Source organism: Pseudorhodoferax sp. Leaf267 (assembly GCF_001422405.1).
Taxonomy (GTDB): Bacteria; Pseudomonadota; Gammaproteobacteria; order Burkholderiales; family Burkholderiaceae_C; genus Pseudorhodoferax.
On sequence record NZ_LMMV01000027.1, the window covers coordinates 254,977 to 281,439 of the forward strand.

The 26,463-nt window shown below is 68.9% G+C and carries 29 protein-coding genes; 9 read left to right on the forward strand and 20 right to left on the reverse strand.

What is annotated here, in order from left to right:
- Nucleotides 1–119 precede the first annotated feature (119 nt).
- Nucleotides 120–1,334: an ABC transporter substrate-binding protein gene (locus ASF43_RS29375; protein ID WP_056189824.1), complete on the forward strand. Its 1,215-nt coding sequence runs from the start codon at nt 120–122 to the stop codon at nt 1,332–1,334.
- Between the two features lie 389 nt (nt 1,335–1,723).
- Here the strand turns inward: ASF43_RS29375 and ASF43_RS29380 are convergent, their stop codons facing one another.
- Complete coding sequence (locus ASF43_RS29380) at nt 1,724–2,734, reverse strand: bile acid:sodium symporter family protein (protein WP_056189827.1); 1,011 nt, start codon at nt 2,732–2,734, stop codon at nt 1,724–1,726.
- Between the two features lie 104 nt (nt 2,735–2,838).
- Between ASF43_RS29380 and ASF43_RS29385 the strand changes: the two genes are divergently transcribed.
- Nucleotides 2,839–3,732, forward strand: coding sequence for a LysR family transcriptional regulator (locus ASF43_RS29385; protein WP_056189830.1), 894 nt, complete (start codon nt 2,839–2,841; stop codon nt 3,730–3,732).
- 88 nt (nt 3,733–3,820) lie between these two features.
- Here the strand turns inward: ASF43_RS29385 and ASF43_RS29390 are convergent, their stop codons facing one another.
- From ASF43_RS29390 to ASF43_RS29410, 5 genes are read right to left on the reverse strand one after another with little or no spacing between them, the layout of a single operon-like run.
- Nucleotides 3,821–4,741, reverse strand: a complete 921-nt coding sequence (locus tag ASF43_RS29390) for an SDR family NAD(P)-dependent oxidoreductase (RefSeq protein WP_056189833.1) — start codon at nt 4,739–4,741, stop codon at nt 3,821–3,823.
- Nucleotides 4,742–4,771: 30 nt separating this feature from the next.
- A complete protein-coding gene (locus ASF43_RS29395) occupies nt 4,772–6,127 on the reverse strand; it encodes an MmgE/PrpD family protein (RefSeq protein ID WP_056189836.1) in 1,356 nt (451 codons plus the stop codon).
- 11 nt (nt 6,128–6,138) lie between these two features.
- A complete protein-coding gene (locus ASF43_RS29400) occupies nt 6,139–7,299 on the reverse strand; it encodes an acyl-CoA dehydrogenase family protein (protein WP_056189838.1) in 1,161 nt (386 codons plus the stop codon).
- A 7-nt stretch (nt 7,300–7,306) separates the two neighbouring features.
- Nucleotides 7,307–8,482 (reverse strand): thiolase, encoded by a 1,176-nt coding sequence (locus ASF43_RS29405; RefSeq protein ID WP_056189842.1) that lies wholly within the window; start codon nt 8,480–8,482, stop codon nt 7,307–7,309.
- Nucleotides 8,479–8,889 carry a Zn-ribbon domain-containing OB-fold protein gene (locus ASF43_RS29410; RefSeq protein ID WP_082498250.1) on the reverse strand — a complete coding sequence of 137 codons (411 nt, stop codon included), beginning with the start codon at nt 8,887–8,889 and terminating at the stop codon, nt 8,479–8,481. Before ASF43_RS29410 ends, ASF43_RS29405 begins: the two co-directional genes overlap by 4 nt.
- Nucleotides 8,890–9,018: 129 nt before the next feature.
- Between ASF43_RS29410 and ASF43_RS29415 the strand changes: the two genes are divergently transcribed.
- Nucleotides 9,019–10,443, forward strand: coding sequence for an FAD-binding oxidoreductase (locus tag ASF43_RS29415; RefSeq protein ID WP_056189843.1), 1,425 nt, complete (start codon nt 9,019–9,021; stop codon nt 10,441–10,443).
- A 94-nt stretch (nt 10,444–10,537) separates the two neighbouring features.
- Entirely contained in the window at nt 10,538–11,263 is a 726-nt protein-coding gene (locus ASF43_RS29420) for an OmpA family protein (RefSeq protein WP_156373580.1), read from the forward strand.
- Here the strand turns inward: ASF43_RS29420 and ASF43_RS29425 are convergent.
- From ASF43_RS29425 to ASF43_RS29465, 9 genes are read right to left on the reverse strand one after another with little or no spacing between them, the layout of a single operon-like run.
- Complete coding sequence (locus ASF43_RS29425; protein WP_056189850.1) at nt 11,241–11,999, reverse strand: hypothetical protein; 759 nt, start codon at nt 11,997–11,999, stop codon at nt 11,241–11,243. The two genes, ASF43_RS29420 and ASF43_RS29425, sit on opposite strands and share 23 nt — an antisense overlap.
- Nucleotides 12,000–12,001: 2 nt before the next feature.
- On the reverse strand, nt 12,002–12,931 hold the full coding sequence (locus tag ASF43_RS29430; protein WP_056189853.1) for a ParB/RepB/Spo0J family partition protein: 930 nt from the start codon (nt 12,929–12,931) through the stop codon (nt 12,002–12,004).
- A 3-nt stretch (nt 12,932–12,934) separates the two neighbouring features.
- Nucleotides 12,935–13,486 (reverse strand): alpha/beta hydrolase, encoded by a 552-nt coding sequence (locus ASF43_RS29435; RefSeq protein WP_056189856.1) that lies wholly within the window; start codon nt 13,484–13,486, stop codon nt 12,935–12,937.
- The gene (locus ASF43_RS29440; RefSeq protein WP_056189859.1) at nt 13,486–14,250 is read right to left on the reverse strand and encodes a ParA family protein; all 765 of its coding nucleotides are present in this window, start codon (nt 14,248–14,250) and stop codon (nt 13,486–13,488) included. The genes ASF43_RS29435 and ASF43_RS29440 overlap by 1 nt, the downstream gene beginning before the upstream one ends.
- 12 nt (nt 14,251–14,262) lie before the next feature.
- Nucleotides 14,263–14,874 (reverse strand): LysE family transporter, encoded by a 612-nt coding sequence (locus ASF43_RS29445; protein WP_056189862.1) that lies wholly within the window; start codon nt 14,872–14,874, stop codon nt 14,263–14,265.
- A gap of 30 nt (nt 14,875–14,904) precedes the next feature.
- Nucleotides 14,905–15,513, reverse strand: a complete 609-nt coding sequence (rsmG, locus tag ASF43_RS29450; RefSeq protein ID WP_235578411.1) for a 16S rRNA (guanine(527)-N(7))-methyltransferase RsmG — start codon at nt 15,511–15,513, stop codon at nt 14,905–14,907.
- 53 nt (nt 15,514–15,566) lie between these two features.
- Nucleotides 15,567–17,498, reverse strand: a complete 1,932-nt coding sequence (mnmG, locus tag ASF43_RS29455) for a tRNA uridine-5-carboxymethylaminomethyl(34) synthesis enzyme MnmG (RefSeq protein WP_056189866.1) — start codon at nt 17,496–17,498, stop codon at nt 15,567–15,569.
- Entirely contained in the window at nt 17,495–17,914 is a 420-nt protein-coding gene (locus ASF43_RS29460; RefSeq protein ID WP_056189869.1) for a type II toxin-antitoxin system VapC family toxin, read from the reverse strand. The genes mnmG and ASF43_RS29460 overlap by 4 nt, the downstream gene beginning before the upstream one ends.
- Before the next feature lie 2 nt (nt 17,915–17,916).
- A complete protein-coding gene (locus tag ASF43_RS29465; RefSeq protein ID WP_156373581.1) occupies nt 17,917–18,162 on the reverse strand; it encodes a type II toxin-antitoxin system Phd/YefM family antitoxin in 246 nt (81 codons plus the stop codon).
- 74 nt (nt 18,163–18,236) lie between these two features.
- Between ASF43_RS29465 and ASF43_RS29470 the strand changes: the two genes are divergently transcribed.
- The 3 genes from ASF43_RS29470 to ASF43_RS31130 are packed head-to-tail and all read left to right on the forward strand — an operon-like array spanning nt 18,237 to nt 19,269.
- Nucleotides 18,237–18,818, forward strand: a complete 582-nt coding sequence (locus ASF43_RS29470) for an NADPH-dependent FMN reductase (RefSeq protein WP_056189876.1) — start codon at nt 18,237–18,239, stop codon at nt 18,816–18,818.
- Entirely contained in the window at nt 18,819–19,082 is a 264-nt protein-coding gene (locus ASF43_RS29475; protein ID WP_056189878.1) for a YkgJ family cysteine cluster protein, read from the forward strand.
- Between the two features lie 46 nt (nt 19,083–19,128).
- Nucleotides 19,129–19,269, forward strand: coding sequence for a hypothetical protein (locus ASF43_RS31130; RefSeq protein WP_156373582.1), 141 nt, complete (start codon nt 19,129–19,131; stop codon nt 19,267–19,269).
- Nucleotides 19,270–19,285: 16 nt separating this feature from the next.
- Here ASF43_RS31130 and ASF43_RS29480 read toward each other — a convergent pair whose 3' ends face one another.
- The 4 genes from ASF43_RS29480 to ASF43_RS29495 all read right to left on the reverse strand — a co-directional run bounded on the left by ASF43_RS29480 (nt 19,286) and on the right by ASF43_RS29495 (nt 23,725).
- On the reverse strand, nt 19,286–22,267 hold the full coding sequence (locus tag ASF43_RS29480) for an EAL domain-containing protein (RefSeq protein WP_082498251.1): 2,982 nt from the start codon (nt 22,265–22,267) through the stop codon (nt 19,286–19,288).
- Nucleotides 22,268–22,415: 148 nt separating this feature from the next.
- Nucleotides 22,416–23,273, reverse strand: coding sequence for a transglutaminase family protein (locus ASF43_RS29485; RefSeq protein WP_056189962.1), 858 nt, complete (start codon nt 23,271–23,273; stop codon nt 22,416–22,418).
- 43 nt (nt 23,274–23,316) lie between these two features.
- Nucleotides 23,317–23,535 (reverse strand): hypothetical protein, encoded by a 219-nt coding sequence (locus ASF43_RS29490; RefSeq protein WP_056189883.1) that lies wholly within the window; start codon nt 23,533–23,535, stop codon nt 23,317–23,319.
- 4 nt (nt 23,536–23,539) lie between these two features.
- A complete protein-coding gene (locus ASF43_RS29495) occupies nt 23,540–23,725 on the reverse strand; it encodes a DUF1328 family protein (protein ID WP_056189886.1) in 186 nt (61 codons plus the stop codon).
- A gap of 191 nt (nt 23,726–23,916) precedes the next feature.
- Between ASF43_RS29495 and gstA the strand changes: the two genes are divergently transcribed.
- Complete coding sequence (gene gstA, locus ASF43_RS29500) at nt 23,917–24,525, forward strand: glutathione transferase GstA (RefSeq protein ID WP_056189964.1); 609 nt, start codon at nt 23,917–23,919, stop codon at nt 24,523–24,525.
- Nucleotides 24,526–24,650: 125 nt separating this feature from the next.
- Complete coding sequence (locus tag ASF43_RS29505) at nt 24,651–25,751, forward strand: alkene reductase (RefSeq protein ID WP_056189889.1); 1,101 nt, start codon at nt 24,651–24,653, stop codon at nt 25,749–25,751.
- Nucleotides 25,752–25,831: 80 nt separating this feature from the next.
- Here ASF43_RS29505 and ASF43_RS29510 read toward each other — a convergent pair whose 3' ends face one another.
- On the reverse strand, nt 25,832–26,404 hold the full coding sequence (locus ASF43_RS29510; protein ID WP_082498252.1) for a polymer-forming cytoskeletal protein: 573 nt from the start codon (nt 26,402–26,404) through the stop codon (nt 25,832–25,834).
- Nucleotides 26,405–26,463 lie beyond the last annotated feature (59 nt).

Below are 26,463 nucleotides of genomic sequence, written 5' to 3' on the forward strand. Positions count from 1 at the left end.
GAACGCTTCAGCCAATGCCCGTGATCGCTTCGGCCATGGCGCACCGCCCGCGTCAACGCCATAGTGCGCCAGACCCGCGCGCACGGCGCGGACATAAGCACAACACGGAGACGACCACCATGCCCATCACCCGCCGCACCCTGGCCCTCGCCTCGACCGCCCTGGCCACCACCCTGCTCGCCCCCACCGCCTTCGCCCAGAAGAAATACGACCCCGGCGCCAGCGACACCGAGATCCTGCTCGGCATGCCGATGCCGCTGTCGGGCCCCGTGTCGGGCTACTCCATCATCGGCAAGGTGGCCGAGGCCTACTTCAAGAAGATCAACGAAGCCGGCGGCATCAACGGCCGCAAGATCAAGGTGCTGGTCTACGACGACCAGTACTCCCCACCCAAGACGGTGGAGGTGGCGCGCCGCATGGTCGAGCAGGACGAGATCCTGGCCTGGTTCAGCAGCCTGGGCACGGCCAGCAACATGGCGGTGCAGCGCTACATGAACGCCAAGAAGGTGCCGCAGCTGCTGCTGCAAAGCGGCGCCAGCCAATTCGACGACGCGCAGAAGTACCCGTGGACCACGCCCATGCTGGGCAGCTACAAGGGCGAAGGCAAGGTGTTCGCGCGCCACATCGTGGCGAACAAGCCCGGCGCCAAGATCGCCGTGCTGACGCAGAACGACGACCTGGGCCGCGAGATCCTGAGCGGGCTCAAGGACGGGCTGGCCGGCAAGAGCGCCAGCATCGTCGCGCAGGCCACGTTCGAGGTGACGGACCCGACGGTCGATTCGCAGATCGTGCAGCTCAAGGCCAGCGGCGCCGACGTGCTGGTGCTGGCCTCGACCGCGCGCACCACGGCGCAGGCGCTGCGCAAGGCGGCCGAGATCGGCTGGAGCCCCGAGCGCTACGTGAACATCGCCGGCGCCTCCGTCAAGATGGCCATGGAGCCGGCCGGCGCCGACAAGGCCAAGGGCGCGATCACGCTGGCCTACTACAAGGACCCGGGCTCGAAGCGCTGGGACGAAGACCCGGAGATGAAGGCCTACAAGGAGCTGCTGAAGACCTACGCGCCCGGCGTGGACCCGTACAACAGCTCGGGCGTCACGGGCTACGTGGCCGCGCAGCTCATGGCGCATGTGCTGCGCGAGTGCGGCGACCAGCTCACACGCGACAACATCCGCCGCATCGCGAGCAACATGAAGAATCCCAAAGTGGACCTGCTGCTGCCGGGCGTGACGATCTCCAACAGCCCGGCCGACCTGCACGCCGTGGCAGCGATGCAGCCGGTGCGGTACAACGGGGTGGACATGGAGCCGATCGGGCCGGTGGAGAGCTTGAAGTAAGACCTCAGGCTTATCGCAGTCAAGGTCTATGCCGCCGATCCATTTCCGGTTGTTCCTGGGCTGCCCGCGTCAAGCGCGCTGTCCCCCTGCGGCGCTTGAACCACCACCCACGTAGCCCGGCCTGGGGTGCCCGCCGTGGCCAGCCTGTGGCCGCGCCGAGGAGCGCAGGACTGCGAGCGGCGGCGCAGCACGCCTCGTTGACTGACTCATTGCACCTGTGCGAGCTGAACGAACGAAGTGAGTGGTGCGAGTCGTGCAATGCGCCCGCGGGCCGAGCACCGCAGGCTGCCTGAGCCCCTGGGCGAGGGACGCGTCCACCGGGCGGCTGCGGCGGGCACCCCAGGCCGGGCGGCACCAGCGCACCCCCTGCAACAGCAAAGAGCTGGGCCTCAAGCCTTGGTGCCGACAGCACCCGCGACGGTTGCGTCAAGCACAGGCACCACCCGCCGCGCATACCGCGCCGCCAGCACCCCGCACACCATCAGCTGCAACTGGTGGAACAGCATCAGCGGCAGCACGATGGCGCCCGCCACGTTGGCCGCGAACAGCACGTTGGCCATGGGCACGCCGCTGACCAGGCTCTTCTTGGAGCCGCAGAAGACGATGGTGATCTCGTCCTCCTTCGAAAAGCCCATGCGCCGCGCGCCCCAGGTGGTGAGCGTGAGCACCAGTGCCAGCAGCACCGCGCACACCAGCAGCAGGCCGGCCAGCGCGCCGGGCGGCACCGTCGACCACAGACCGTCGATGACGGCGTGGCTGAAGGCGGCGTAGACCACGAGCAGGATGGAGCTCTGGTCCACCACCTTCATGACGGCGGCGCGGCGCTGCAAAAAGCCGGCGATCAGCGGCCGCATCAGGTGGCCGACCACGAAGGGCAGCAGCAGCTGCAAGCCGATGCGCCCGACGGCCTGCAGCGGATCACCCATGGCCGCGCTCTGGCCCAGCAGCAGCCCTACCAGCAGCGGCGTGAACACCACGCCCAGCAGCGTGGACGCCGAGGCGCTGCACACGGCCGCCGGGATGTTGCCGCGTGCCATCGACACGAAGGCGATGGCCGACTGCACCGTGGCCGGCAGCGCGCACAGGTACAGGATGCCGACGTACAGCTCGCGCGTGACCAGCGGCTCCAGCACCGGCCGCAGCGCCCAGCCCAGCAGCGGGAACAAAAGAAAGGTGCTGGCCACCACCACGAGGTGCAGCCGCCAGTGCCCGATGCCGGCCACGATGGCCTGGCGCGACAGCTTGGCGCCGTGCAGGAAGAACAGCAGGCTCACAGCCACGGTGGTCGCCACCTCCAGCCCCTGGGCGAAGCGGCCCGAGGCCGGCAGCAGGCTGGCCAGGACGACGGTGGCCACCAGGTACAGCGTGAAGTTGTCGGGCAAAAAGCGGGAACGGGCCATGGTGCGAAACGCGCGCGGCGCATGTGGGGGCAATGGCCGCAATTGGACCGCGCCGCGCGCCCCAAGGGAAATGGATTGATCTGATGAATCTATGATTCGGCCGCATGAATGTGAGCCTGCGTCAATTGCGCGTGTTCCAGGCCGTGGCCGCGCACCAGAACTTCACGCGCGCCGGCGCGCAGGTGGGCCTGACCCAGCCCGCCGTGAGCCGCTGCGTGACGGAGCTGGAGCAGCAGCTGGGCCTGAAGCTGCTGGACCGCACCACGCGCGAGGTGGCGCTCACGGACGCCGGCCGCAGCCTGGCCGTGCGGCTGGCGCGCGTGCTGGACGAGCTGGACACCGTGCTGCTGGACGTGGCCGGCCTGGCCACGCAGCGCCACGGCCGCGTGCGCGTGGCCAGCAGCCCCACGCTGTCGGCCAACCTGCTGCCCGCCTGCATCGCGCGCTGCCGCGAGGAACACCCGGGGCTCGAGCTGGTGCTGCTGGACCGCATGCAGCACGACGCGCTGGCCAGCGTGCTGTCGGGCGAGGTGGACTTCGGCGTGGTGATCGACCCTGCCCAACGCGATGAGCTGCACACCGAGGCCATCCTGTCCGAGCCCTTCTGCCTCGTCTGCCCGCCCACGCACCGGCTGGCCAGGCGCCGCAACGTGCGCTGGACCGAGCTGGCCGGCGAGCCGCTGGTGCTGCTGGACCATGCCTCAGGCAGCCGGCGGCTGATCGACGAGGCGCTGCGCGACCAGGGCGTGCAGGCGCCCGTGGCGCAGGAGGTCGGGCATGTCACCACCATCTTCCGCATGCTGGACGCGGGGCTGGGCATCTCCATCGTGCCCACGCTGGCCTTGCCGCCGGCCGGTCTGCAGGGGCTGGTGGTGCGGCCGCTGGTGCCCAAGGTAGAGCGCAGCATCGTGCTGGTGCGGCGCGCGAACCGTGGGCTGGGGCCGGTGGCGGAGGTGGCGTGGGGGTTGGTGCGGGACGTGGCTTCGGAGCGCGCCTGAGCTGCGCCATGCACCACGGCAACGCGGCGTCACCGTGGGCAGAGGGCTGACGTGTCAGGCGCCTGCCAGTGCGGCATTCACGCCGTGGTCACACCGGGTCCCACGTGAACACATCCCCCGACCGGTCCAGCCCAAAGTAGTCCGCCTTCATCGACGGCAGCGCATGGCTCAGCACCGACTCCGGCGTCCAGCCTTCCGAGCGGTGCACCGACCGGATCGGCCGCGGCTGGCTGATCAAAAAGATCTCGTTGTTGCGCACCGCGAAGATCTGGCCGTTCGTCTCCTGCGCCTTGTCGCTGCACAGCGCCACGGCCAGCGGCGCGATCTTGGCGGGCGTCATCTGCTTGATGCGTTCCACGCGGGCCTTCTCGGCGTCGGTCTCGGTCGGGATGGAGCCGATCATGCGGCTCCACGCGAAGGGCGCGATGCAGTTGCTGCGCACGTTGAACTTCTGCATGTCCAGCGCGATGGACTTGGACAGCGCGGCGATGCCGAGCTTGGCCGCCGCGTAGTTGGCCTGGCCGAAGTTGCCGATCAGGCCGGAGGTGCTGGTCATGTGCACGAACACGCCGCTGTTCTGCTCCTTGAAGTGCGTGGCGGCGGCGCGGCTCACGTAGTAGCCGCCGTACAGGTGGACCTTGATGACGGCGTCCCATTCGTCGTCGCTCATCTTGTGGAAGAAGCGGTCGCGCAGGATGCCGGCGTTGTTCACCACGCCGTCGATGCGGCCGAAGCTGTCGAGTGCCGTGGTGACGATGCGGCCCGCGCCGCGCGCGTCCGACACGCTGTCGGTGTTGGCCGCGGCCTCGCCGCCCAGGGCCTTGATCTCATCGACGACCTTTTGCGCGGGGCCGGCGTCGTTGCCCTCGCCGCTGACGGACGCGCCGATGTCGTTGACGACGACGCGCGCGCCGGCCTTGGCCATGGCCAGCGCGATGTCGCGGCCGATGCCGCCACCGGCACCGGTGACGACCATGACCTTGCCGGCCAGCAATGCAGATTCACTCATGTGTGTGCTCCTTCGTTGTGATTCAGAAATTCAGCGCAGCAGCGCTTCGACGCGCGGCCATTCGGCCAGGCGCCAGACGCGCTCGGACAGCGCGCGCATCTCGTCGGCGCTGGCGCCGTTCGCATAGGCCGCCAGCTGCAGCGCCTTGGCCTCGATCTCGGGGCGGCTCAGCGTGTTGCCGGGGTCGCCCTTGGGCTCGTCGACGCGGCCCTGCAGCGTGCGCCCATCGGTGGTGAGCACGGTGACCTTGCCGATCCAGCGCTGCGGGTAGGCACCGTCCACCTCGGCGTCCAGCACCATCGTCACCTTGTCGCGCAGCGCGACCACGTCGGCGCTCCGGTAGTGGCCGTCGAACTCGGCCAGGCCCGCGCGGTCGAACGCGCCGATCAGGCCCAGCACGGTGCCCATGGAGAACTTGCTCTGGTGCACGGTGCGCGGGTCGGTCACGGGGCCCAGCACGTCGATGGCGCCCTGGTGCACGTGCGTGGTCACCTGGGCGATGTCGGCAATCTTGAGGCCATGCGTGCGGATGACCTGCTGCAGCGCGTCGGCGGCCGGGTGGGTGTGGCGGCACGAGGCGTGGAACTTGAACGAGGTCTCGGCCAGCGTCCAGCGTGTGTAGAGGCCATCGGTGAGCTTGGCGGGGTTGGCGTCGGTGGACATGCCGGCCGCCATGCCCTGCGGGCCTTCGAGGATGCGGCTGGCGCCCGTGAAACCGTCCTGGGCGAGGTAGGCCGCCAGCAGGCCGTCGGACGCGGCCTTGGCCGTGTGCAGCTGCTTGCTGTCGGCCGCGTCGCGCAAAAATTCCCACAGGCCCGCGGCCTGCGTGCCGGCCGAGCCGAAGGCGTGCAGCATCTGCGCGGCGTCCAGGCCCAGCAGACGGCCCACGGTGGCCGCGGCGGCCACGGTGCCGGCCGTGGCCGTGGTGTGGAAGATGCGGTAGTGCGAGCGGCCCAGGAACTCGCCGACGCGGATGCCGACCTCGTAGCCGACGACGGAGGCCACGAGCAAGTCCTTGCCTGAGGCGCCGATGGCCTGCGCCACGGCCAGCGCGGGCGGGAACACCACGGCCGCGGGGTGGAACACCGAGCCGTTGTGCACGTCGTCCTGTTCGGCGTAGTGCGAGGCCGCGGCGTTGACCATGGCGGCGAACAGCGGGCTGCTGCGCGTGCGCGAGATCAGGATCTCGCTTGGGCCATCGGCCGGCCCCATGGCGCGGGCCACGCTGGCGATGCTCTCGACCGGGCGTGCGCCCTTGCCGGCCAACACCGAGCCGGCCCAGTCCAGGAACAGGTCTTCGGCGCGACGCAGCACGGGCGCGGGGATGTCGTCGAACCGCAGGCCGGCGGCGAATGCGGCCAGGGCCTTGCTGGGGTGTTCATGCATGGCGGGCTTTCTCAGAACGAGCGCGGCAGGCCGAGCACATGCTCGGCGACGAAGGAGAGGATCAGGTTCGTGGAGATAGGCGCGACCTGGTACAGCCGCGTCTCGCGGAACTTGCGTTCCACGTCGTATTCGTTGGCGAAGCCGAAGCCGCCGTGGAACTGGATGCAGGCGTTGGCCGCCTCCCAGCTGGCCTTGGCCGCCAGGTACTTGGCCATGTTGGCCTCGGCGCCGCAGGGCTGGTGCGCGTCGAACAGCGCGCAGGCCTTCCAGCGCATGAGGTTGGCGGCCTCGACCTCGATGTAGCTCTCGGCAATGGGGAACTGCACGCCTTGGTTCTGGCCGATGGGGCGGCCGAAGACCATGCGTTCCTTGACGTACTTGCTGACCTTGTCGATGAACCAGTAGCCGTCGCCGATGCACTCGGCGGCAATCAGCGTGCGCTCGGCGTTCAGGCCGTCCAGGATGTACTTGAAGCCCTGGCCTTCCTCGCCGATCAGGTTCTCGGCCGGGATCTCCAGGTTCTCGAAGAACAGCTCGTTGGTCTCGTGGTTGACCATGTTGGGGATGGGCCGCACGGTGAGGCCGGTCTTCTCGGCCAGGCGCAGGTCGACCATGAAGATGGACATGCCCTCGGACTTTTTCTTCACGTCGGCCAGCGGCGTGGTGCGCGCGAGCAGGATCATCCACTCGCTGTGCTGCACGCGGCTGATCCAGACCTTCTGGCCGTTGATGACGTAGCGGTCGCCCTTCTTCACCGCGGTGGTCTTGATCTTGGTGGTGTCGGTGCCCGTGGTGGGCTCGGTCACGCCCATGGACTGCAAGCGCCATTCGCCGGTGGCGATCTTGGGCAGGTACAGCTCTTTCTGCGCCTTGGAGCCGTGGCGCAGCAAGGTATTCATGTTGTACATCTGGCCGTGGCAGGCGCCGCTGTTGCCGCCCGATCGGTTGATCTCTTCCATGATCACCGAGGCCTCGGCCAGGCCCAGGCCGGAGCCGCCGTACTCGGTGGGGATCAGCGCGGCCATCCAGCCGGCCTTGGTAAGCGCGTCGACGAAGGCCTCGGGGTAGACGCGCTGCTCGTCGACCTTGCGGTGGTATTCGCCGGGGAATTCGGCGCACAGCGCGCGCACGGCGTCGCGGATGTCCTGGTACTGGTCGGGTGCTGGGCTCATGGGGTTCTCACAGGGTTTCGGCCAGGCCGAGGATGGCGGTGGATTGGCTGGACAGCGTGCCGCCGTTGCCGTGCGCCAGGGCGGTCTTCGCGCCGGCGATCTGGCGTTCGCCGCAATCGCCGCGCAGCTGCCGCACGCCTTCGATCAACGCGAAGATGCCGTACATGCCGGGGTGCACGCACGACAGGCCGCCGCCGTTGGTGTTGACGGGCAGGCGCCCGCCCGGGGCGATGCCGCCGTTCTCCACGAACGCGCCGGCCTCGCCCTTCTGGCAAAAGCCCAGGTCCTCCAGGAACAGCAGCACGTTGATGGTGAACGCGTCGTAGAGCTGCACCACGTCGATGTCTTTGGGCTGCAGGCCGGCCATCGCGAACGCGGCGGCGCCGGAGTCCTTGGCCGCCGTGACGGTGAGGTCGTGCATGGACGAGATCTGGCGGTTCCACACGGCCGTGCCGTTGCCCAGCACGTAGACGGGTTGGTGCGGTAGGTCCTTCGCGCGGTCGGCGCGCACCAGCACGTAGGCGCCGCCACCGTCGGTGACCAGGCAGGAGTCGCGCACCGACAGCGGATCGCTGACCATGCGGGCCTTGAGCACGTCGTCGATGCTGAGCGGCTCGCGCATGAAGGCCTCGGGGTTCTTCTGCGCCCACTGGCGCGCGGCCACGGCCACCTCGGCCAGCTGGCGGCGCGTGGTGCCGTACTGGTGCATGTGGCGCGACGCGGCCAGCGCGTAGGCCGACAGCGGCATCATGGGCTCGTAGGGCGCCTCGTAGGGCTGCGGGTCCAGGAACTTGCGGCTGGCCACCACCTCCTTGCGGCCGAAAGTGGCGGTGCGCTGCGTGCTGCCGTAGCAGACCAGCACGGCGTTGCACTGCCCCGATTCCAGCGCGTGCATGGCCGGCAGCAGGTGCGCGATGAAGCTGGAGCCACCGATCATGGTGCTGTCGATGTACATCGGGCGGATGCCCAGGTACTCGACGACCGGCATGGACCACATGGTGGCGCTGGCGCTCGCGGTGCACAGGCCGTCGATGTCGCGCATCTGGAGGCCCGCATCGGCCACCGCCTGGCGGGCCGAGATGGCCAGCAGTTCCATGTCGGTGTAGCCGGGGGCTTCGCCGCAGCCGAAGGTGGCCACGCCGGCAATCGCCGCGCTGCCGCGCAATTTTTTCCAATCGCTCATGCGGCGACTCCTTCGTTCACGAGGTCGAACACCACGATGGCCGCCGCGCCTTCGCGCTGCAGCACGCGCGCCTTGACGCGCTGGCCGATGCGCACGTCCGACGTCGGCACGCCCTCGACGCGGCTCATCAGGCGCACCCCTTCGTCCAGGTCGATCAGCGCCACGTTCAGGTCGCCGCCGGCCTCGGGCTTGCGCCGCACGGTGGTCGTCGAATAGACGGTGCCGGTGCCGGCCGGGGCCACGAGTGCCAGCGCCTCGCTGCCGCAGTGCGGGCACAGTTCGCGCGGGAAGTAGACATGCTGCTGGCAACCGCCGCAGCGCTGGATCAGGAACTGGCCCTGGTTCAGCGCAGCCTGGTGCCGCGCCGCGATGCCGCCGGCGGCATCGGGGGGAGTCGGGAGGGTCATGGAGGGCTTGTCTCGCTCGGGTCGGAAAGGCTGGAGCATGCCGGCCACGCGCGGGGGGCGCCATCGGTATTTGGTGAACGGGGTGTTCAGGGCCTCCCTAGAATGGCCAACCCCCTCAGGAGACACGCCATGAATGCGCCCGCACAGTCCCAGCATCTCGTCCCCGAATTCCATCCGCGCGAGGTGCCGGCGGTGCTGGTGGAGGCGCTCAAGGCCCGCTTCGGCGAGCGCTGTTCCACGGCACTGGTGGTGCGCGAGCAGCACGGGCGCGACGAGTCGTCCTTCACCGTGCCGCCGCCCTCTGCCGTGGTGTTCGCCGAAAGCACCGAGGACGTGGCCGAGGCGGTGCGCCTGGCCGCCGCGCACGCGGTGCCCGTGATCCCGTTCGGCGTGGGCTCGTCGCTGGAGGGGCACCTGCTGGCTGTGCAGGGCGGCATCAGCATCGACGTGTCGCGCATGAACAAGGTCGTCGCCGTGAACGCGGACGACCTCACGGTGACGGTGCAGCCCGGCGTCACGCGCAAGCAGCTCAACGACGAGATCAAGAGCACGGGGCTGTTCTTCCCGATCGACCCGGGCGCGGACGCGTCCATCGGCGGCATGGCGGCCACGCGCGCCAGCGGCACGAACGCGGTGCGCTACGGCACCATGCGCGAGAACGTGCTGGCGCTGCAGGTGGTCACGGCCTCGGGCGAGGTCATCCGCACCGGCACGCGCGCCAAGAAGTCATCGGCCGGCTACGACCTCACGCGGCTCATGGTGGGGAGCGAGGGCACGCTGGGCGTGATCACCGAGGTGACGTTGAAGATCTATCCGCTGCCCGAGGCGGTGTCGGCCGCGATCTGCTCGTTCCCCAGCATCGAAGCCGCCGTGCGCACCGTGATCCAGACCGTGCAGCTGGGCGTGCCGATCGCGCGCGTGGAGCTCATCGACGTGAACACCGTGCGCATGGTGAACGCCTACGCCAAGCTGGGCCTGCGCGAGGAGCCCATGCTGCTGATGGAGTTCCACGGCTCGCCGGCCGGCGTGCAGGAGCAGGCCGAGACGGTGCAGGAGATCGCCAGCGAATTCGGCGGCAACGCCTTCGAATGGGCCAGCACGCCCGAGGAGCGCACGCGGCTGTGGACGGCGCGGCACAACTCGTACTTCGCGGCCGTGCAGTCGCGCCCGGGCTGCAAGGTGATCTCCACCGACACCTGCGTGCCGATTTCGCGGCTGGCGGACTGCCTGCTGGACTCCGTGGCCGAGGCCGACGCCAGCGGCATCCCCTACTTCCTGGTCGGCCACGTGGGCGACGGCAACTTCCACTTCGGCTATTTGCTGGACCCGAACATCCCCGAGGAACGCGTGAAGGCCGAGCAGCTCAACCACGACCTGGTGGCGCGCGCGCTGCGGCTGGAGGGCACCTGCACCGGCGAGCACGGCGTGGGGCTGCACAAGATGGGCTTCCTGGTGGACGAGACCGGGGCCGGCGCGGTGGACATGATGCGGGCCATCAAACGGGCGCTGGACCCGCTGAACATCATGAACCCGGGCAAGATCTTCGCGCTGTAGCGGGGCCGGGCTGCATCCTCCGTTCGGTGGTTGATCGCGCAGGAGGCAGCGGCTAAAGTGCCGCTGCTTACAACACTTGCGAACGAGGGACTTCATGCAAAAACAATTTACGACTTCCGTTCTGGCGGTGGTCGCCCTGGCGCTGGGTGGCTGCAACACCATGCCGCAGGCCGGCGCGGGTGGCGGCGGCGGCGCGGCGGCGCCAGCGCCCATGGTGGCCGAGCAACGCGGCCCCGACGGCTGCAAGTACCTGCCGCAATCACGCCCCGCGCCCGCGACGACGAACACGCAAAATGCCGTGATCGGCGCTGCCGTGGGGGCGGTGGCCGGCGCGGCCATCGGGCGCTCGAGCGCCCGCACCCGCTCCGTGGGCACCCGCAACGGCGCATTGATCGGCGCGGTGGCCGGCGCCCTGGCCGGCTCGCAGTTCAACAACGTGATGGGCATGACCGAGCAGGCCGATGGCTCGGTGAAGCTGGACATCCCGGGCAAGGTGCTCTTCAAGACCGGCAACGCCGACATCAGCCCCGACTTCCAGTCCGTGCTGACCACGGTGGGCGGCACCATCCGCGAATGGTGCGGCGTGACGGCCACCGTCGTCGGGCACACCGACAGCACCGGCTCGCCCACCGGCAACCAGCGCTTGTCGGAACGCCGCGCGGCGGCGGTCGTCACCTCGCTGCGCAACCAGGGCCTGGACCCGTCGCGCCTGAGCTCCGAGGGCCGCGGCCAGAACGAGCCGATCGCGGACAACAGCACCGAAGACGGCCGGTCGCAGAACCGGCGCGTCGAGATCTTCATCCGCCCGCCGGTGATGTAAGCACGCCAGCGGCTCGCCGCCGTAGCGGCGCCCGGTACAGCCAGACCGGCCGGCCGTCTGGCGCCACCAGGCGGTGCTGCGGCACCAAGGCGCGGGCCTCGAATTCCAGGCTGACCAACCAGGCACCCGGCTGCAGTTCGGCCTCGGCCTTGGCGGCTGCGCGGTCCATGCTCTCGGGCCGCTGGAACATGTAGACCATGGCGTGCACACGCCAGTCGCTGCGCCACAGGTCGCCCTGGCGCACGCGGGCCCAGGGGCAGCGCAGTGCGCACAGCGCGCGCAACGGCCAGCTCCATTCCACACCATGAAATCTGGCGCCCGGATAGGCGCGGCGCAAGGCGAGCAGGCCGTCGCCCACGCCGCTGCCGGCGTCGAGCACGCTGGCGCCAGCAGGCAGCGGTGCCAGTTGCTTCAATTCCAATAGCGCATCGCGCGGCGTGGGGAACAGGGGGGCATCGCGCCAGGCGTTGAGCGGGTACACCAGCAGCAGCAGCCCCAGGGGCAGCAGCCAGGCCCAGGCCGGCACGGCGGCGCCGCCGGCCAACAGCAGCGACAGGGGGAAACCCAGCGCGATCAGGCCGCGCCGCCATGGGGTCGTGCCCAGCACGCTGGCCAGCACACCGCAGGTGGTGGCCAGGCCCAGTGCCAGCCACAGCGGCCAACCCAGCGCCGCACCCGCCCGGTACAGCAGCCAGGCCCCGCCCCAGGCCACCAGGGCTGGCAGCGGCCAGGGCATGGTCAGCGCGCGACGCCCTGCGACAGGCGTTCGATCAGCCCGTTCAGTTCTTCGAGCGAGCCGAACTGGATCGCGAGCTCGCCCACCTCCTGCACGCGGCCGCCGCGCTTGACGCGCTTCTTGATGCGGATCTCGACATCGGCGGCGAGCTGATCGGACAGCTCCTCCTCGACGCGCTTGAGGTCGCGCGACTTTTCCTTCTTGGGCTTGGGCGAGGTCAGGTTGAACTCGGCCGACAGCTTCTTGGCCAGGCCCTCGGCCTCGCGCACGGAGAGCTTCTTGGCCGCGATCTGGTTGGCCGCCGTGATCTGCGTCGCCCGTTCGAGCACAAGCAGCGCGCGCGCATGGCCCATGTCCAGGTCGCCGGCCATGAGCATGGTCTGCACAGGCTCGGCCAGCTGCAGCAGCCGCAGCAGGTTGCTGGCGGCGCTGCGCGAGCGGCCAACCGACTGCGCAGCCTGCTCGTGCGTCATGCCGAATTCGCGCACCAGGCGCTGCAGGCCCTGGGCTTCTTCCAGCGGATTGAGGTCTTCGCGCTGGATGTTCTCAATCAGCGACATCGCCGCTGCCGACTCGTCCGGCACGTCGCGCACCAGCACGGGCACCTGGTCCAGGCCGGCCAGACGGGCCGCCCGGAAGCGCCGTTCGCCTGCGATGATTTCGTACTTGCCCGCCTCCGGCCCGCTGGTCAGCTGGCGCACCAGGATGGGCTGCATGATGCCCTGGGCCTTGATGCTCTCGGCCAGCTCGTACAGCGCGCCCTCGTCCATGCGCGTGCGCGGCTGGTACTGGCCGGGCACCATCGCCTCCAGCTGGAGCGTGGTCGGCAGCGCCGGGGCGCCCGTGGCGTCGGCCGCAGCCGTCTCGTCCACCTTGGGGCCGAGCAGGGCTTCGAGCCCGCGGCCCAGCCCCTTGGGTCGTTTGGTGACCATGTTCTAGTTGCTTTCCTGGTTCAGATCCAACAGCAGGGCGCGGCCTTCGGGCCAATCGCCCAAGCCGGACTCGGCATTCAAATGGCCGCGTTCGCCCATATCGCGGTAATCGGCGCCCCAGTCCGCCGCCAGGGCGCGGGCCTTGTCGGCGCCGCAATAGGGATCGTTGCGGCTGCCCAACAAGGTGCTGGCGAATGGCAGGCGCTGGCGCACGATGGGCGACCAGCTCGGCAACTGGGCGGCCAGATCGGGCCGTTCGGCGTCGCCGGGCGCCACGAGCAAGGCGCCCTGCACGCGCGCGGTGAGCCGGCTGTGCGCGGCCCAGGCCGCAACCTGGATGCAGCCCAGGCTGTGCGCGGCCAGCAGCACACGCGTGCCGGCCGGCTGCGCCAGCAGCACCTCGTCCAGCCGCGCGATCCAGTCGCCACGCAGCGGGCGCATCCAGTCGTGCTGCTCGACACGCCGGTCGCCATAGCGCTGCTCCCACAGCGTCTGCCAGTGGCCGGGGCCCGAGCCTTGCCAGCCCGGCAGGGTCAGGACGATGGGCGTGGCCATCACAGGTCGCGCGCCACCATCTCGCGCGCGAATTCCAGGTAGGCCTGGCTGCCGCGCGCCGAGGGGTCGAACACGACACCCGGCAGCCCGTAGCTGGGTGCCTCCGCAAGACGCACGTTGCGCGGAATGACGGTGTCGAACACCTTGTTGCCGAAGTGCGATTTGAGCTGCTCGCTGACCTGCTGCTGCAAAGTGATGCGCGGGTCGAACATCACGCGCAGCAAGCCGATGATCTTCAAATCCTTGTTCAGGTTGGCGTGCACCTGCTTGATGGTGTTGACGAGGTCGGTCAGGCCCTCGAGCGCGAAGTACTCGCACTGCATGGGCACGATCACGCCGTTGGCCGCACACAGGCCGTTCAAGGTGAGCATGGACAGCGACGGCGGGCAGTCGACGAGTACGAAGTCGTAGTCGCCCTGCACCGCCTCCAGCGCCTGCTTGAGCCGGCGCTCGCGGCGTTCGATGCTGACCATCTCCACCTCGGCGCCGGCCAGGTCGCGGCTGGCACCCAGCACGTCGTAACCGCATTTTTCGGAGCTGACACGCGTCTCGGCAATGGAGGCCGACTCCAGCAGCACGTCGTAGACCGACAGCTCCAGTTGCCGCTTGTCCACGCCCGAGCCCATGGTGGCATTGCCTTGCGGGTCCAGATCCACCAGCAGCACGCGCTGCCCGGCCTTGACCAGACCGGCCGCGAGATTGACGCTGGTGGTGGTCTTGCCGACCCCGCCCTTCTGGTTGGCGATGCAGAAAACTTTGGCCATGGAATGTCGTTCTTATTGGGTCGCGAGCTTGATGCCGAAGCCGACCAGGAACAGGCCGGCCAGCTTTTCGAGCGCCGTGGAGACGCGGCGGTTGGCGCGGATGCGGTCGGCCAGGAAGTGCGTGAGCAGCACGACCGACAGGCCGTAGGCGAAGGTCAGCACGGCGATCGTGAGGGCCATGGCGCCGAAGGTCAGCAGTCCCTGGTGCCGGGCCGGGTCCACGAACAGGGGGAAGAAGGCCATGTAAAACACCACGGCCTTGGGGTTCAGCAACGTGATCACGAAGGCCTGGCGCAGGAAATGGCGGGGCTGCATGTCCAGCACGGGCGCGGCACCCGGCTTGGCCAGCAGCATGCGAAGGCCCAGCCATGCCAGGTAGGCGGCGCCCAGCCATTGCACGCCATGGAAAAGGGCCGGGTGTGCCGCCAGCAGGGCCGCCACCCCTGCCACCGCCAGCCACATCAGCGCCTGGTCGCCGACGATCACGCCCGCCGTACACGCCAAGCCACCCCGAATGCCACCCTTGCCGGTCGAGGTGATCAGCGCCAGGTTGCCTGGGCCGGGGATCATCAGGAAGACGACGATGGCGGCGACAAAAGCGCCGTAGTCCGCGATGCCGAACATGATGAACTCCGGGAGAAAGAAGGCGCGAGTTTACGTGAGGGGTTCTGCGGCAGGCCGCATCCAGACGAGGCAGCGCTCGGCCTGCAGGCCGGGCACGGCCAGGTGTTCCACGTGAAACACTTCGACATCGGCCGGTAGGGCGGCGATCTCGTCATGCGGTTCCTTGCCCTTCATGGCCATCCATGCGGCCCCTGGGAGCAATGCACCGCGGGACCATTGCGTGAAGTCCGGCAGCGATGCGAACGCGCGGCTGCACACGATGTCGAAGCCCGCCTCCAGGCTTTCCACGCGCGCGTGCACACCACGCAAATTGGGCAGCTCAAGCTCGGCCGCAGCTTGCTGCACGAAGGCCGCCTTCTTGGCCACCGTATCGACACAGTGGACCTGCAGCCCCTCGTGCATCAGCGCAAGCACGACCCCCGGCAGGCCGGCACCAGCGCCCACGTCGAGCACGCGCGCCCCGCTCTTTCCCATGGACTGCAGGTAACGCAGCAGCGGCGGCACCGCCGCCAGGCTGTCGATGACGTGGTGCGTCAGCATGTCCGCCGGGTCGCGCAAGGCGGTCAGGTTGTAGACCTTGTTCCATTTGGCGATGAGGTCCAGATAGCGCAGCAGCGCGTCGGCCTGGGCATCGGCCATCGGCAGCGCCAGCGCCTCTGCGGCACTGCGCAGGGCCGCCAGTCGATCTGCGGTCACGACGCAAGCGCCCTGCCGCTGCGCTTTTTCAGGTGCACCATCAACAGGGACACAGCGGCCGGCGTCACGCCTGAAATGCGCGAGGCCTGGCCCAGGGTCTCGGGCCGTTGCTTTTGCAGCTTCTGCCGCACCTCGATGCTCAGGGCGGGCACGGCCATGTAGTCGAAGTCGGGCGGCAAGCGCAACGCCTCCAGGTGTGAGGCGCGTTCCACCTCGTCCTTTTGCCGGTCGATGTAGCCCGAGTATTTGGCGGCGATTTCGATCTGCTCGACGACGTCGCCGTCCAGCAACTGCGACTGCGCGAAGCGCCCGCCATCCAGGCTCATCAGCGATTCATAGCGAATGCCCGGCCGCCGCAACAGGTCGGCCAGGTTGTACTCGTGCTCGATGGCCTTGCCCAGCACGCGTTCGGCCTCGGCCGCAGCCAGGTTGCGCGGGCTGATCCAGAGCGACCGCAGCCGCTCTGTTTCACGTGAAACAGCATCGCGCTTGCGGCTGAACACGTCCCATCGCGCATCGTCCACCAGGCCCATGGCGCGGCCGGCCTCGGTCAGCCGCATGTCGGCGTTGTCTTCGCGCAGCTGCAACCGGAACTCGGCCCGGCTCGTGAACATGCGGTAAGGCTCGCTGACGCCCTGCGTCACCAGATCGTCCACCAGCACGCCCAGGTAAGCCTGGTCCCGGCCGGGCAGCCACGCGTCCCGGCCCAGGCATTGCAGCGCCGCGTTGGCCCCGGCGAACAGGCCCTGGGCTGCGGCCTCCTCGTAGCCGGTCGTGCCATTGATCTGGCCGGCGAAGAACAGGCCGCCGATGGCGCGCGTCTCGAAGCTGTTCTTCAGCGCGCGTGGGTCGAAGTAGTCGTATTCGATGGCATAGCCCGGGCGCAGGATGTGGGCGTTCGCCAGCCCCGGCATCGAGCGCACCAGCTCGTACTGGATGTCGAACGGCAGGCTGGTCGAAATGCCATTCGGGTAGATCTCGTGCGTGGTCAGCCCCTCGGGCTCGAGGAAGATCTGGTGGCTGTCCTTGTCGGCGAAGCGGTTGATCTTGTCTTCCACGCTGGGGCAGTAACGCGGCCCCACCCCCTCGATCTTGCCCGTGAACATCGGGCTGCGGTCGAAACCGGAGCGGATGATGTCGTGCGTGCGCAGGTTGGTGTGCGTTGTCCAGCACGACACCTGGCGCGGATGCATGCCCGCATTGCCCATGAAGCTGAACACGGGCACCGTGTCCCGCTCACCGCCCGGCATGCCGTCGCCGGGCTGCTCGGTGCACTGCGACCAGTCGATGCTGCGCCCGTCCAGCCGCGGCGGCGTGCCGGTCTTGAGCCGGCCTTGCGGCAGCTTGAGCTCCTTGAGCCGAGCGCTCAGCGAAACGGCCGGCGGGTCGCCCGCCCGGCCGGCCGCGTAGTTGTTCAGCCCGACATGGATCTTGCCGTCCAGGAAGGTACCCGCTGTCAGCACGACGGTGCGGCTGCGAAAGCGGATGCCGACCTGCGTCACGGCGCCGACCACGCGGTCGCCCTCCACCACCAGGTCATCCACCGCCTGCTGGAACAGCCACAGGTTGGGCTGGTTCTCCAGCATGCGGCGGATCGCAGCCTTGTACAGCACACGGTCGGCCTGGGCCCGCGTGGCGCGCACGGCAGGGCCCTTGCTCGAATTGAGGATGCGGAACTGGATGCCGCCTTCGTCGGTGGCCAGCGCCATGGCGCCGCCCAGCGCGTCCACCTCCTTGACGAGGTGACCCTTGCCGATGCCGCCGATCGACGGGTTGCAGCTCATCTGCCCCAGCGTCTCGATGTTGTGGGTCAGCAGCAAGGTCTTGCAGCCCATGCGGGCGGCGGCCAGGGCGGCCTCGGTGCCGGCGTGGCCGCCACCGACGACGATGACGTCGAATTCCTGGGGGTAGGTATAGGGGGTGCTCATACGCAAATGAGCCGGGTCTTGAGCCCGGCCGCCTGTGCTGCGGCCGCCTGGCGACGGTCCGCTGTGACGAAAAGATCGACGGCAGCGTGCTGCGCTGAGCCGATGTGCAAAGCATCCATGGCGCCCAGGCGGATCCGCTCCATCGCGGCGATGGACAGCGTATGCACCGTCCCGTCCAGCGCCACCCGGGTGAAATCTTCGAAATCCCGGTGCACCTCGGCCATGATCCGGGCATATCCGTCGCCCGGCACCAGGCCGTCATGGCGTTGCCGGTTCAGCACCGAGGCGATCTCGGTCAGGCAATGGGCCGCCACGCAGACCTCGTGCGCGGACTCGCTCAAGGCCTGCACCTCGTCGGTGCCGCTCTCCGCCGCATAACGCTTGTAGAGCGCTGAAGTGTCGAACAAGACACGCATGCTCACCAGCCGCCCTCACGCTCTTCGATGATCAGCTGCGCGCCCGTCTTTCCATCGGGGCGCACGATGTGCAGCGGCTCGATCCGGCGCTTCCAGCTCGGCACTTTTTGCACGGCGTCGGCCTGCACCGGCACCAGGTCGGCCACCGGCTTGCCATGGCGCAGGATGCGCACGGTCTCGCCTTTTTCCACCAGGTCCAGCATGGCCGAGGCGTTGGCGCGGAATTCACTCAGGGATAGCATCTGCATCTGTACAACTTTCTGGAATTTGTACATTTTAGTCAGGCCCAGTCGCTCAAGCCTGCCTGTGCTCCAATCGCCGGATGAAACTCCTGGTCTTCGCCGGCAGCACCCGGCAGCAATCGTTCAACCGCCGACTCGCGCGGGCCACGGCCGGCTTGGCGCGGGCCGCAGGCGCCGACGTCACGCACATCGAACTGGGCGACTTCGACGTCCCCATGTACAACGCCGACCTCGAAGCCGAGGCCACGCCGCCCGACGTGATCCGGCTCAAGCAGCTGATGTTCGCGCACGCGGCGTGGGTCATCTGCACGCCCGAGTACAACGCCAGCTACCCGGCCCTGCTCAAGAACACGCTGGACTGGGTGTCCAGCCCCGTCAAGGCCGACCCGGACTGGGCAGACGGCTTCAAGCCCACGCGTGGCAAGGTGGTCGGCGTGCTGTCGGCCTCCCCCGGCAGCCTGGGCGGCCTGCGCTCGCAAAGCCATCTGCTGCCGCTGCTGCACAACCTGCACTGCTGGGTGGCGCCGCAGACCTACGCGCTGGGGCGGGCCGGGGAGGCCTTCGATGCCGACGGCGCACTCATCGGCGACCACCACCGCCAGCAAGTCCAGGCCGTGGTCGACCAGGTGCTGTGGGCCGGCGCCCGCCTGGCTGCTGCCTGAATGGACTGCCGCAGCGGCTGCGGCGCCTGCTGCATCGCGCCCTCCATCTCCTCGCCCATCCCGGGCATGCCGCAGGGCAAGCCGGCAGGCGTGCGTTGCGTGCAGCTCACGCACGACCTGCGCTGTGCGGTCTTCGGCCAACCGGGGCGCCCGGCCTGCTGCGCCGGGCTGTCGGCGTCGGCCGAGATGTGTGGTGCCGACCGCGCCGGGGCCCTGCACTGGCTCACGCAGCTGGAGTCCGCGACCGCGCCTTCATCCGGCTGAAGCGCCCTGCGCCCGGTGCGATGCCAGCACCGCCGCAGGCCAGTCCGTGCACGCGCGCAGCCGCGGCGACGACGGCGGCCACAGCGTGAACCGGCCCTGCGGCCTGGCGCGCTTGGCCATGCCCGGCTGCGCTGCCTACGCCGCGATGAAAGGCGGCCCCGAGGCCGCGTGCAGCATCTTCCTGTGAAGCGGCTCGCCGGCCCTCAGTAGCCGGAGGGGCGGAAGCTCTTGTGCCGCACCATCTGGCTCCAGCAGGCGTCCAGGATGACGTTGCGCAGGGCCTCCGGGTCGACCGGCTTGCTCAAGAAGTGCGCGGCGCCGCCCACGTTGATGGCATCGCGCAGCACATGCGGGTCGTTGCTGGCCGTCACCAGCACCCGCACGGTCTGCGGCATCAGCCTGCGGATCTGGCCCAGCAGCTGGATGCCGTTCTCGCCGGGCAGCCAGTGGTCGACGATGGCCACGGCATAGGGGTACTTGTGGAACAGCTCGACCGCCTGCTCGGCGCTGGAGGCGCTCACCACCTTCACGCCGAACGAGACCAGCAGGTTCTCCATGATGCGCAGCGTGACCTCTTCGTCCTCCACCAGCAGCACCACGGGCAGCGCGTCACGCTGCATGAAGGTGGCCGGGTCCAGCAGCGTGGGCTGGTCGAAGAGCCGCTCCACGGCCTCGGCCGTCTGCGGGCGCGCCATCCAGTAGCCCTGGATCTCGTCCACGTCCAGCGAGTACAGCAACACAGCCTCGTCCTCGGTCTCCACGCCCTCGGCGATGGCGCGCATGTTCAGGTTGTGCGCCAGCTGGATCACGGCGGCCACGATGGCCCGGTCCTGCGGGTTCTTCATGAGGCCGCGCACGAAGGACTGGTCCACCTTCAGCCGGTCGGCAGGGAAGCGCTTCAGATAGCCCAGGTTGGAGTAGCCCGTGCCGAAATCGTCGATGGCCAGCAGGATGCCGGCGCTCTTGAGGTCACGCATGAGCTCCAGCGCCGCGTTCGGGTCGCGCATCGACAGGCTTTCGGTCACCTCCAGCTCCAGGTAGCCGGCCGGGATGCCGTAGCGCGCCATGGTCGAGGTGAGCTCGGCCTTGAAGCCCGGATCCGAGAACTTGGTGGCCGCCAGGTTCACCGCCGTGCGGATCCAGCCGTAGCCCTTGCGATGCCAGTGCTGCATCTGCCGGCAGGCTGCGTTCAGTACGAAGGCATCGAGCGCGTCGATGAGCTTGGACTCCTCGGCCAAGCCGATGAACTGCCCCGGCATCAGGAAGCCGTAGTGCGGCGAGTCCCAGCGCAGCAGCGCCTCCAGGCTGACCAGGGTGCCGGTCTCGAAGTCCACCTGCGGCTGGTAGTGCAGCACCAGTTCCTCGCGCTCGATGCCCTCGCGCAGCCGCGACTCCATCTGCACGCGCACGTCGATCGCATCCTGCATCTCGGGCGAGAAGAAGCACACGCCAGAACCGCCCCGCCCCTTGGCCTGGTACATGGCGATGTCGGCGCGCTTGAGCAGCGTCTCGGTGTCCTGGCCATGCTCGGGGTACACGGCCACCCCCACGCTGCCGCCCAGCGTATGGTGTTCGCCGCCCAGCTTCACGGGCGCGTTCAGGGCCTGGCTGATGCGCGCGCCCATGGCCTGCACGTCGGCGCGGCCCAGGCCCGCGCAGGCCACGACGAATTCGTCGCCACCCAGCCGGGCCACGGTGTCGCCGCCACGCGCCAGCGCCACCAGGCGCCGGGCCATCTCGCACAGCACCTTGTCGCCCGCGCTATGGCCCAGGCTGTCGTTGATCTGCTTGAACTTGTCCAGGTCGATGAAGAACAGCACCACCTCGTGCTGCTCGCGCCTGGCCTGCGCGATGGCCTGGCCCACGCGGTCCAGCAGCAGCACGCGGTTGGGCAGGTCAGTGAGGCCGTCGTGCGTGGCCTGGTAGTGCAACGCGTCCTCGTGCCGGCGCTGCTCGGTGATGTCGACACAGACCGCGATGTAGCGCACCACCTCGCCCGCAGCGTCCTTGAGCGGCACGATGGCCGCGTCCACCCAGTACAACGCACCCTCGTTGGCCCGGTTGCAGATCACATCGCGCCAGATCTCGCCGCGACCGATGGTCTCCCACATCTTGCTGAAGAAGGCCCGGCTGTGGGCGTTGGAGTTCACGATGCGGTGGTCCTGCCCCAGCAGCGCCTCGCGCCGGTAGCCGCTGATCGCGACGAACTTGTCGTTCACCTGCACGATGCGGCCGCTGCGGTCGGTCACCGACACCAGCGCATGCTGGTCGATGCCGCGCATGTAGGTCGACAGCTCGGCGAAGGCCTGCTCCACGCCCTGCTGCGCATTGAGCCGCTCGTTGGCGCTGCGCGCGTCCAGCGCCACGCGGGCCAGTTCCAGCTTGGCGCGGCGCAGGCTCGTGCGTTGCAGGCCGATGCGCCAGTTGAACCAGACCATCGCCACGAAGCTGGCCAGCAGGATCGCGAAGAAGAACACCGTGGCCTGCCTGATCTGCCGGCCCGCCACCGCCTGGCTCTCGTCCAGCGGAATCGTGACCGACAGCCCGCCCATGAGCTGGTGCAGCGCGAAGGGCTGGACCGGCGCCAGGCCGCTGGCCGTGCGCAAGGCCATGACGGCTGGCGTGCGCTCGTAGGCGTTGTGACAGGCGATGCAGGCCGGCTGCGACGCCGGGTCGGCCGCCAGGTAGCGCAGCACACGGCGACCGCCCTGCTCCTCGATGCGCGAGACCGCCGTCCATGTGATGGGGCCTGTGGGCGCGGCCTGGTTCTGCCGCTCCAGCTGCGGCCAGGCCCACCGCAGGAAGTCGTCGTTCAGGCCACGCGCGGGCTCCAGGTTCCATGGGCTGACGGGCGTGAATTCAAACAGCTGGTCCTCGGCTGCCGCCGCGCCAGGCCCGCTGAACGTCATGAAATGCGGCGGCAGGCTCGCCTGGCCGGTCGCGGGGTCACGCGCTAGCGTGCCGTCCGGCTGCAGCTGGCCGGCGATGCGCTGCGCATAGACCGAACGCAACTCGGCCGCCTGGCTGGCTACGACCTTGGCGATGCTCAAGGCCTGGTGCTCCACGGTCTTGTTGACCGCATCGCGCACGACCAGGTAGCCCAGCCCACAGGCCAGCGCGAACACGCCGGTCAGGATGACCACGGTTCTCGAACGCAAGCCGGCGAGGCCCGAACCTGGTGACATGCTCCCTCCACCGCGCTGCGTGGAGCGGCAGGCCCCGCAGGGTGCCCGCCGCGCGCAGTCACGCTATTTGCAGATGGCAGCTGCGGCGACACCTCTTCGCGGTGAAGCAAAGGCCGCGGCAGCCTGGCCGCTGCATTCTAGGAGGCTGTCAGGCGACGATGCGCAAGGGCGTGACGTTGGACTTCTGCGCCGCAAGCTCAGTGGCCTGCGCTGGGTCATAGGGGGTCTCGCGCACGACGATGTCCTTGCTGGTCAGTGCGGCCGAGCCGAACAAGGTGGCAAAGGCCACGTCCTTGGCGTCGCGCCCCGTGCCCACCCGCACCAGCCGCTCCACGGGCGCCATGCGCGTGGGGTCGAACAGCACCCAGCGGCCGTCCAGCCAGGCTTCGAACACGGCATGGAAGTCCTGCGGTGGCTCGTCGAAAAAGACGTAGCCGGCCACCAGTCGCGCCGGGATGTTGAGCGCACGGCAGAAGGTGATGCCCAGATGGGCGAAGTCGCGGCACACGCCCTGGCGCTGCACGAAGATCTGCTGCGCAGTCGTCGTCGCATCACTGGAGCCGGCCACGTACTCGATGTTCTCGTGGATCCAGTCGGAGACCGCCTGCACGCGCGCCACGCCGGGCGGCGCTTTGCAGAATTGCTTCTGCGCGGCGTTGGCCAGCAGATCCGACTCGCAGTAGCGCGTCGGCGACAGGAAGTGCAGCACTTCGTCCGGCACCTCGTTCACAGGCGACTCGCCCAGGTCTGGTGGGGGTGGCACGTAGCCAACCTCGACCTGCGCCGTGTAGGCGATGGTCAGCGGTCCGGGCACGGCGTCGAAGCGCACGAAACGGTTGCCTTTGGCGGCGTCGTGGTAGTCGTGCAGCGGCAGTGCGGGCTCGACCAGCAGTCGCTCCTCGCGCACATGCTGGCCCACGTGCCGTGCCGCCTGCAGGTGCAGGCAGAAATGCGTCGGGGTTTTAACTTCGTAGGACAGCTTCACCGAAATGTCGGACAGGAACATGGCACGCACCGAGTGAGTAAAAAAGCGAAGACCCGGGTACGGGTCAGGCACGCTGCAGCGCACGGCCGCGCGGCCCAGCGTGGTCGGCATGCGCCCTGGCGGCGCGAGCTGCTGCCCGCCGGCCGGTTGGTGGTGCGCCGTCGGGCCACCAGGAGGCGGTCGTCACGTCCAGCACACGGCGCACGCGCTGTGCAGGGCTGTCCAGCCAGGCCTGCAGCTGGTCGTAGCGCCCATTGCCGAGCGCCCTGCACACCGTTTCCATCCCGTCAGTCCAATACCTTCTTGGCGGCGCCCACGCCCAGCGCGGCCAGCACCACGAACAGGACCGCCAGGATGAGGAACAAACCGAACAGCACCTTGGCGATGCCAGCGGCACCCGCGGCCACGCCGCCGAAACCCAGGCCCCCCGCCACCAGGGCGATGAGCGCAAAAATGATGGCCCACTTCAACATGTTCGACTCCTTTGAGCGGCCACGCCGCGATGTGAAGCAACTTTAGGCAGCCTCGCGCGCACGCCACATCGGCGGCCAGCACGGGGATGTGTAGGACAAGCGCGCGGGGGCCTGCAGCGGGCGCAGAGCCGGTGGCACACTACCCGGCCGTGACGGCCGTCACGCCCAAGATCACCTCTCAGGACCCAGCCATGAAGCTCTACTACTCTCCCGGCGCCTGTTCGCTCTCACCCCATATCGCCCTGCGCGAAGCCGGCATCGCCTTCGAAGCCGTCAAGGCCCCGACCAAGACGCACCAGCTCGACGATGGCACCGACTACTACACCCTCAACCCGCTCGGCTACGTGCCGATGCTGGAGTTGGACGACGGCACGCGCCTGACCGAAGGCCCGGCCATCGTGCAGTACATCGCCGACCAGTCGCCCACCAAGAACCTGGCACCGGCCAACGGCACGCTGGCGCGCTATCGCCTGCAGTCGCTGCTGAACTTCATCGGCACCGAGTTGCACAAGAACTACGGGCCGCTGTTCAGCCCGGCCACGCCCGACGCGTACAAGACCGCCTTGCGCGAGAAGCTCGCGTCGCGCTACAAGTGGGTCGACGAACAGCTGGCCGGCAAGGACTACCTGACCGGCGATCACTTCTCGGTGGCCGACGGCTACCTGTTCACCGTCACCAACTGGGCCAAGCCACTGGGCCTGGACCTGTCGGCCTACGCCAATGTCGCGGCCTTCATGGCGCGCGTGGCCGCACGCCCTGCCGTGCAGGAAGCGCTCAAGGCCGAAGGCCTCGCCAAGTAAACCGGCACGGCAGTGCCAGGGCCCGCGCGGCCCTTGCAATGCAGCCCGTCGACCCCACGTCGGTTCTTTGCGCGCGCCGCCCGGACCGGCGGCCGCGGTCCCGAAGAACAACCTCTGGAGAGTCGATGCCTTCCCTGTTTGATGCAACCCAGGCCGGAAGCCTGCACCTGGCCAACCGCGTCGTCATGGCGCCGCTCACGCGCAACCGCTCGCCGGGCGCCGTGCCGTCCGCGCTGACGGTCGAGTACTACCGCCAGCGCGCCAGTGCCGGCCTGATCGTGACCGAGGCCACGGCCATCAGCGCCCAGGGCCAGGGCTACGCCGATGTGCCGGGCCTGTATGGCAAGGATCAGCTGGACGGCTGGCGCAAAGTCACCGATGCCGTGCACGCCGCCGGCGGCCAGATCGTGACCCAGCTCTGGCACGTGGGCCGCATCTCGCATGTGGAACTGCAGCCCGGCCATCAGGCCCCGGTCGCGCCCTCGGCCATCGCCGCCAAGGCCAAGACCTACCTGCTACGCGACGGCCAGGGCAGCTTTGTTGAAACCTCGGTGCCGCGTGCGCTGTCGGCCGACGAGCTGCCCGGCATCGTCAACGACTTCCGGCTCGCGGCCCGCGCCGCGCGCGACAGCGGCTTCGACGGCGTGGAGATCCACGGCGCCAACGGCTATTTGCTCGACCAGTTCCTCAAGCTCGGCGCCAACCACCGCACGGACCATTACGGCGGCAGCATCGCCAACCGCGCGCGCCTGATGCTCGAAGTCGTGCGCGCGGTCGTGGCCGAGATCGGCGGCGGCCGCGTGGGCCTGCGCCTGTCGCCCGTCACGCCGGCCAACGACATCTCCGACCCGGACCCGCAGCCGCTGTTCGACTATCTCGCGGCCGAGCTCGCGCCGCTGGGCCTGGCCTACATCCACGTCATCGAGGGCGCGACCGGCGGCCCGCGCGAGATCGCGGACCGGCCTTTCGACTACGGCAAGTTCAAGGCCGCCTACCGGGCCGCGGGTGGCAAGGCGGCCTGGATGGTCAACAACGGCTACGACCGCAGGCTGGCCGACCAGGCCCTGGCCGACGGCGCCGACCTCGTGGCCTTCGGCCGGCCCTTCATCTCCAATCCCGACCTGGTGCACCGCCTGCGCGAGAACGCACCACTGCAGCCGCTGGACAAGAACACGCTGTACGGCGGCGGCGCCGAGGGCTACACCGACTACCCCACGCTCACCTGAACTGGCGTAGCGACCAAGCAAAACGCCGGCAGGATCTGCCGGCGTTTTGTCTTGTGCGCGGCCACGCAGGCCGCTGCAGCTCAGGCCGCGGCCAGTGCCGGCTTGCCGCTCTTGGTGGGAGCCGCCGCGCCGAACGTGATCTCGCCGGACAGCTGGCCGCCCTCTTCGATCACGATCTTGCCGTAGCGGATCTTGCCCGTGACCTTGCCGGTGGCAAAGATGGTGAGCTTGTCGCGCACCACCAGGTCGCCATCGAACGCGCCTCGGATCTCTGCCAGGTCGACCTCGGCCTTGCCGTTGAACGCACCCTGTTCGGCGATCTGCATCAGGCGCGAGTCCATCGTCGCCTCGACCGTGCCCTCCACGACCAGGGTGTCGCAGTCGGTGATCTCCACACCCTTCAGCTTGATGTTGGGGCCGACGATCAGCTTGCTGCCGGGCTCCTTGGCAGGCGCACCCGTCGCCGCGCTTGCGGATGCCGTGCTGGGGGTCGACGGGGTGGTGCTGGTGCTGGGTTCGGTCACGGTGCGTACCGGTGAGGGCGTGGTCGATGCGGACGGCGCAAAGGAGGACGGGTTGTTCTGCGGCGTGCTGGAACGTGGGGTCAGGGGTTCGTTTTCGCGCTTGCCGAAAAAGGGTGATTGCAGAGCCACTGGGCTTCCTCCGGACAAAAGGCCATCCTAAAGAACATCCGGGGCAAAAGCGCCATTGC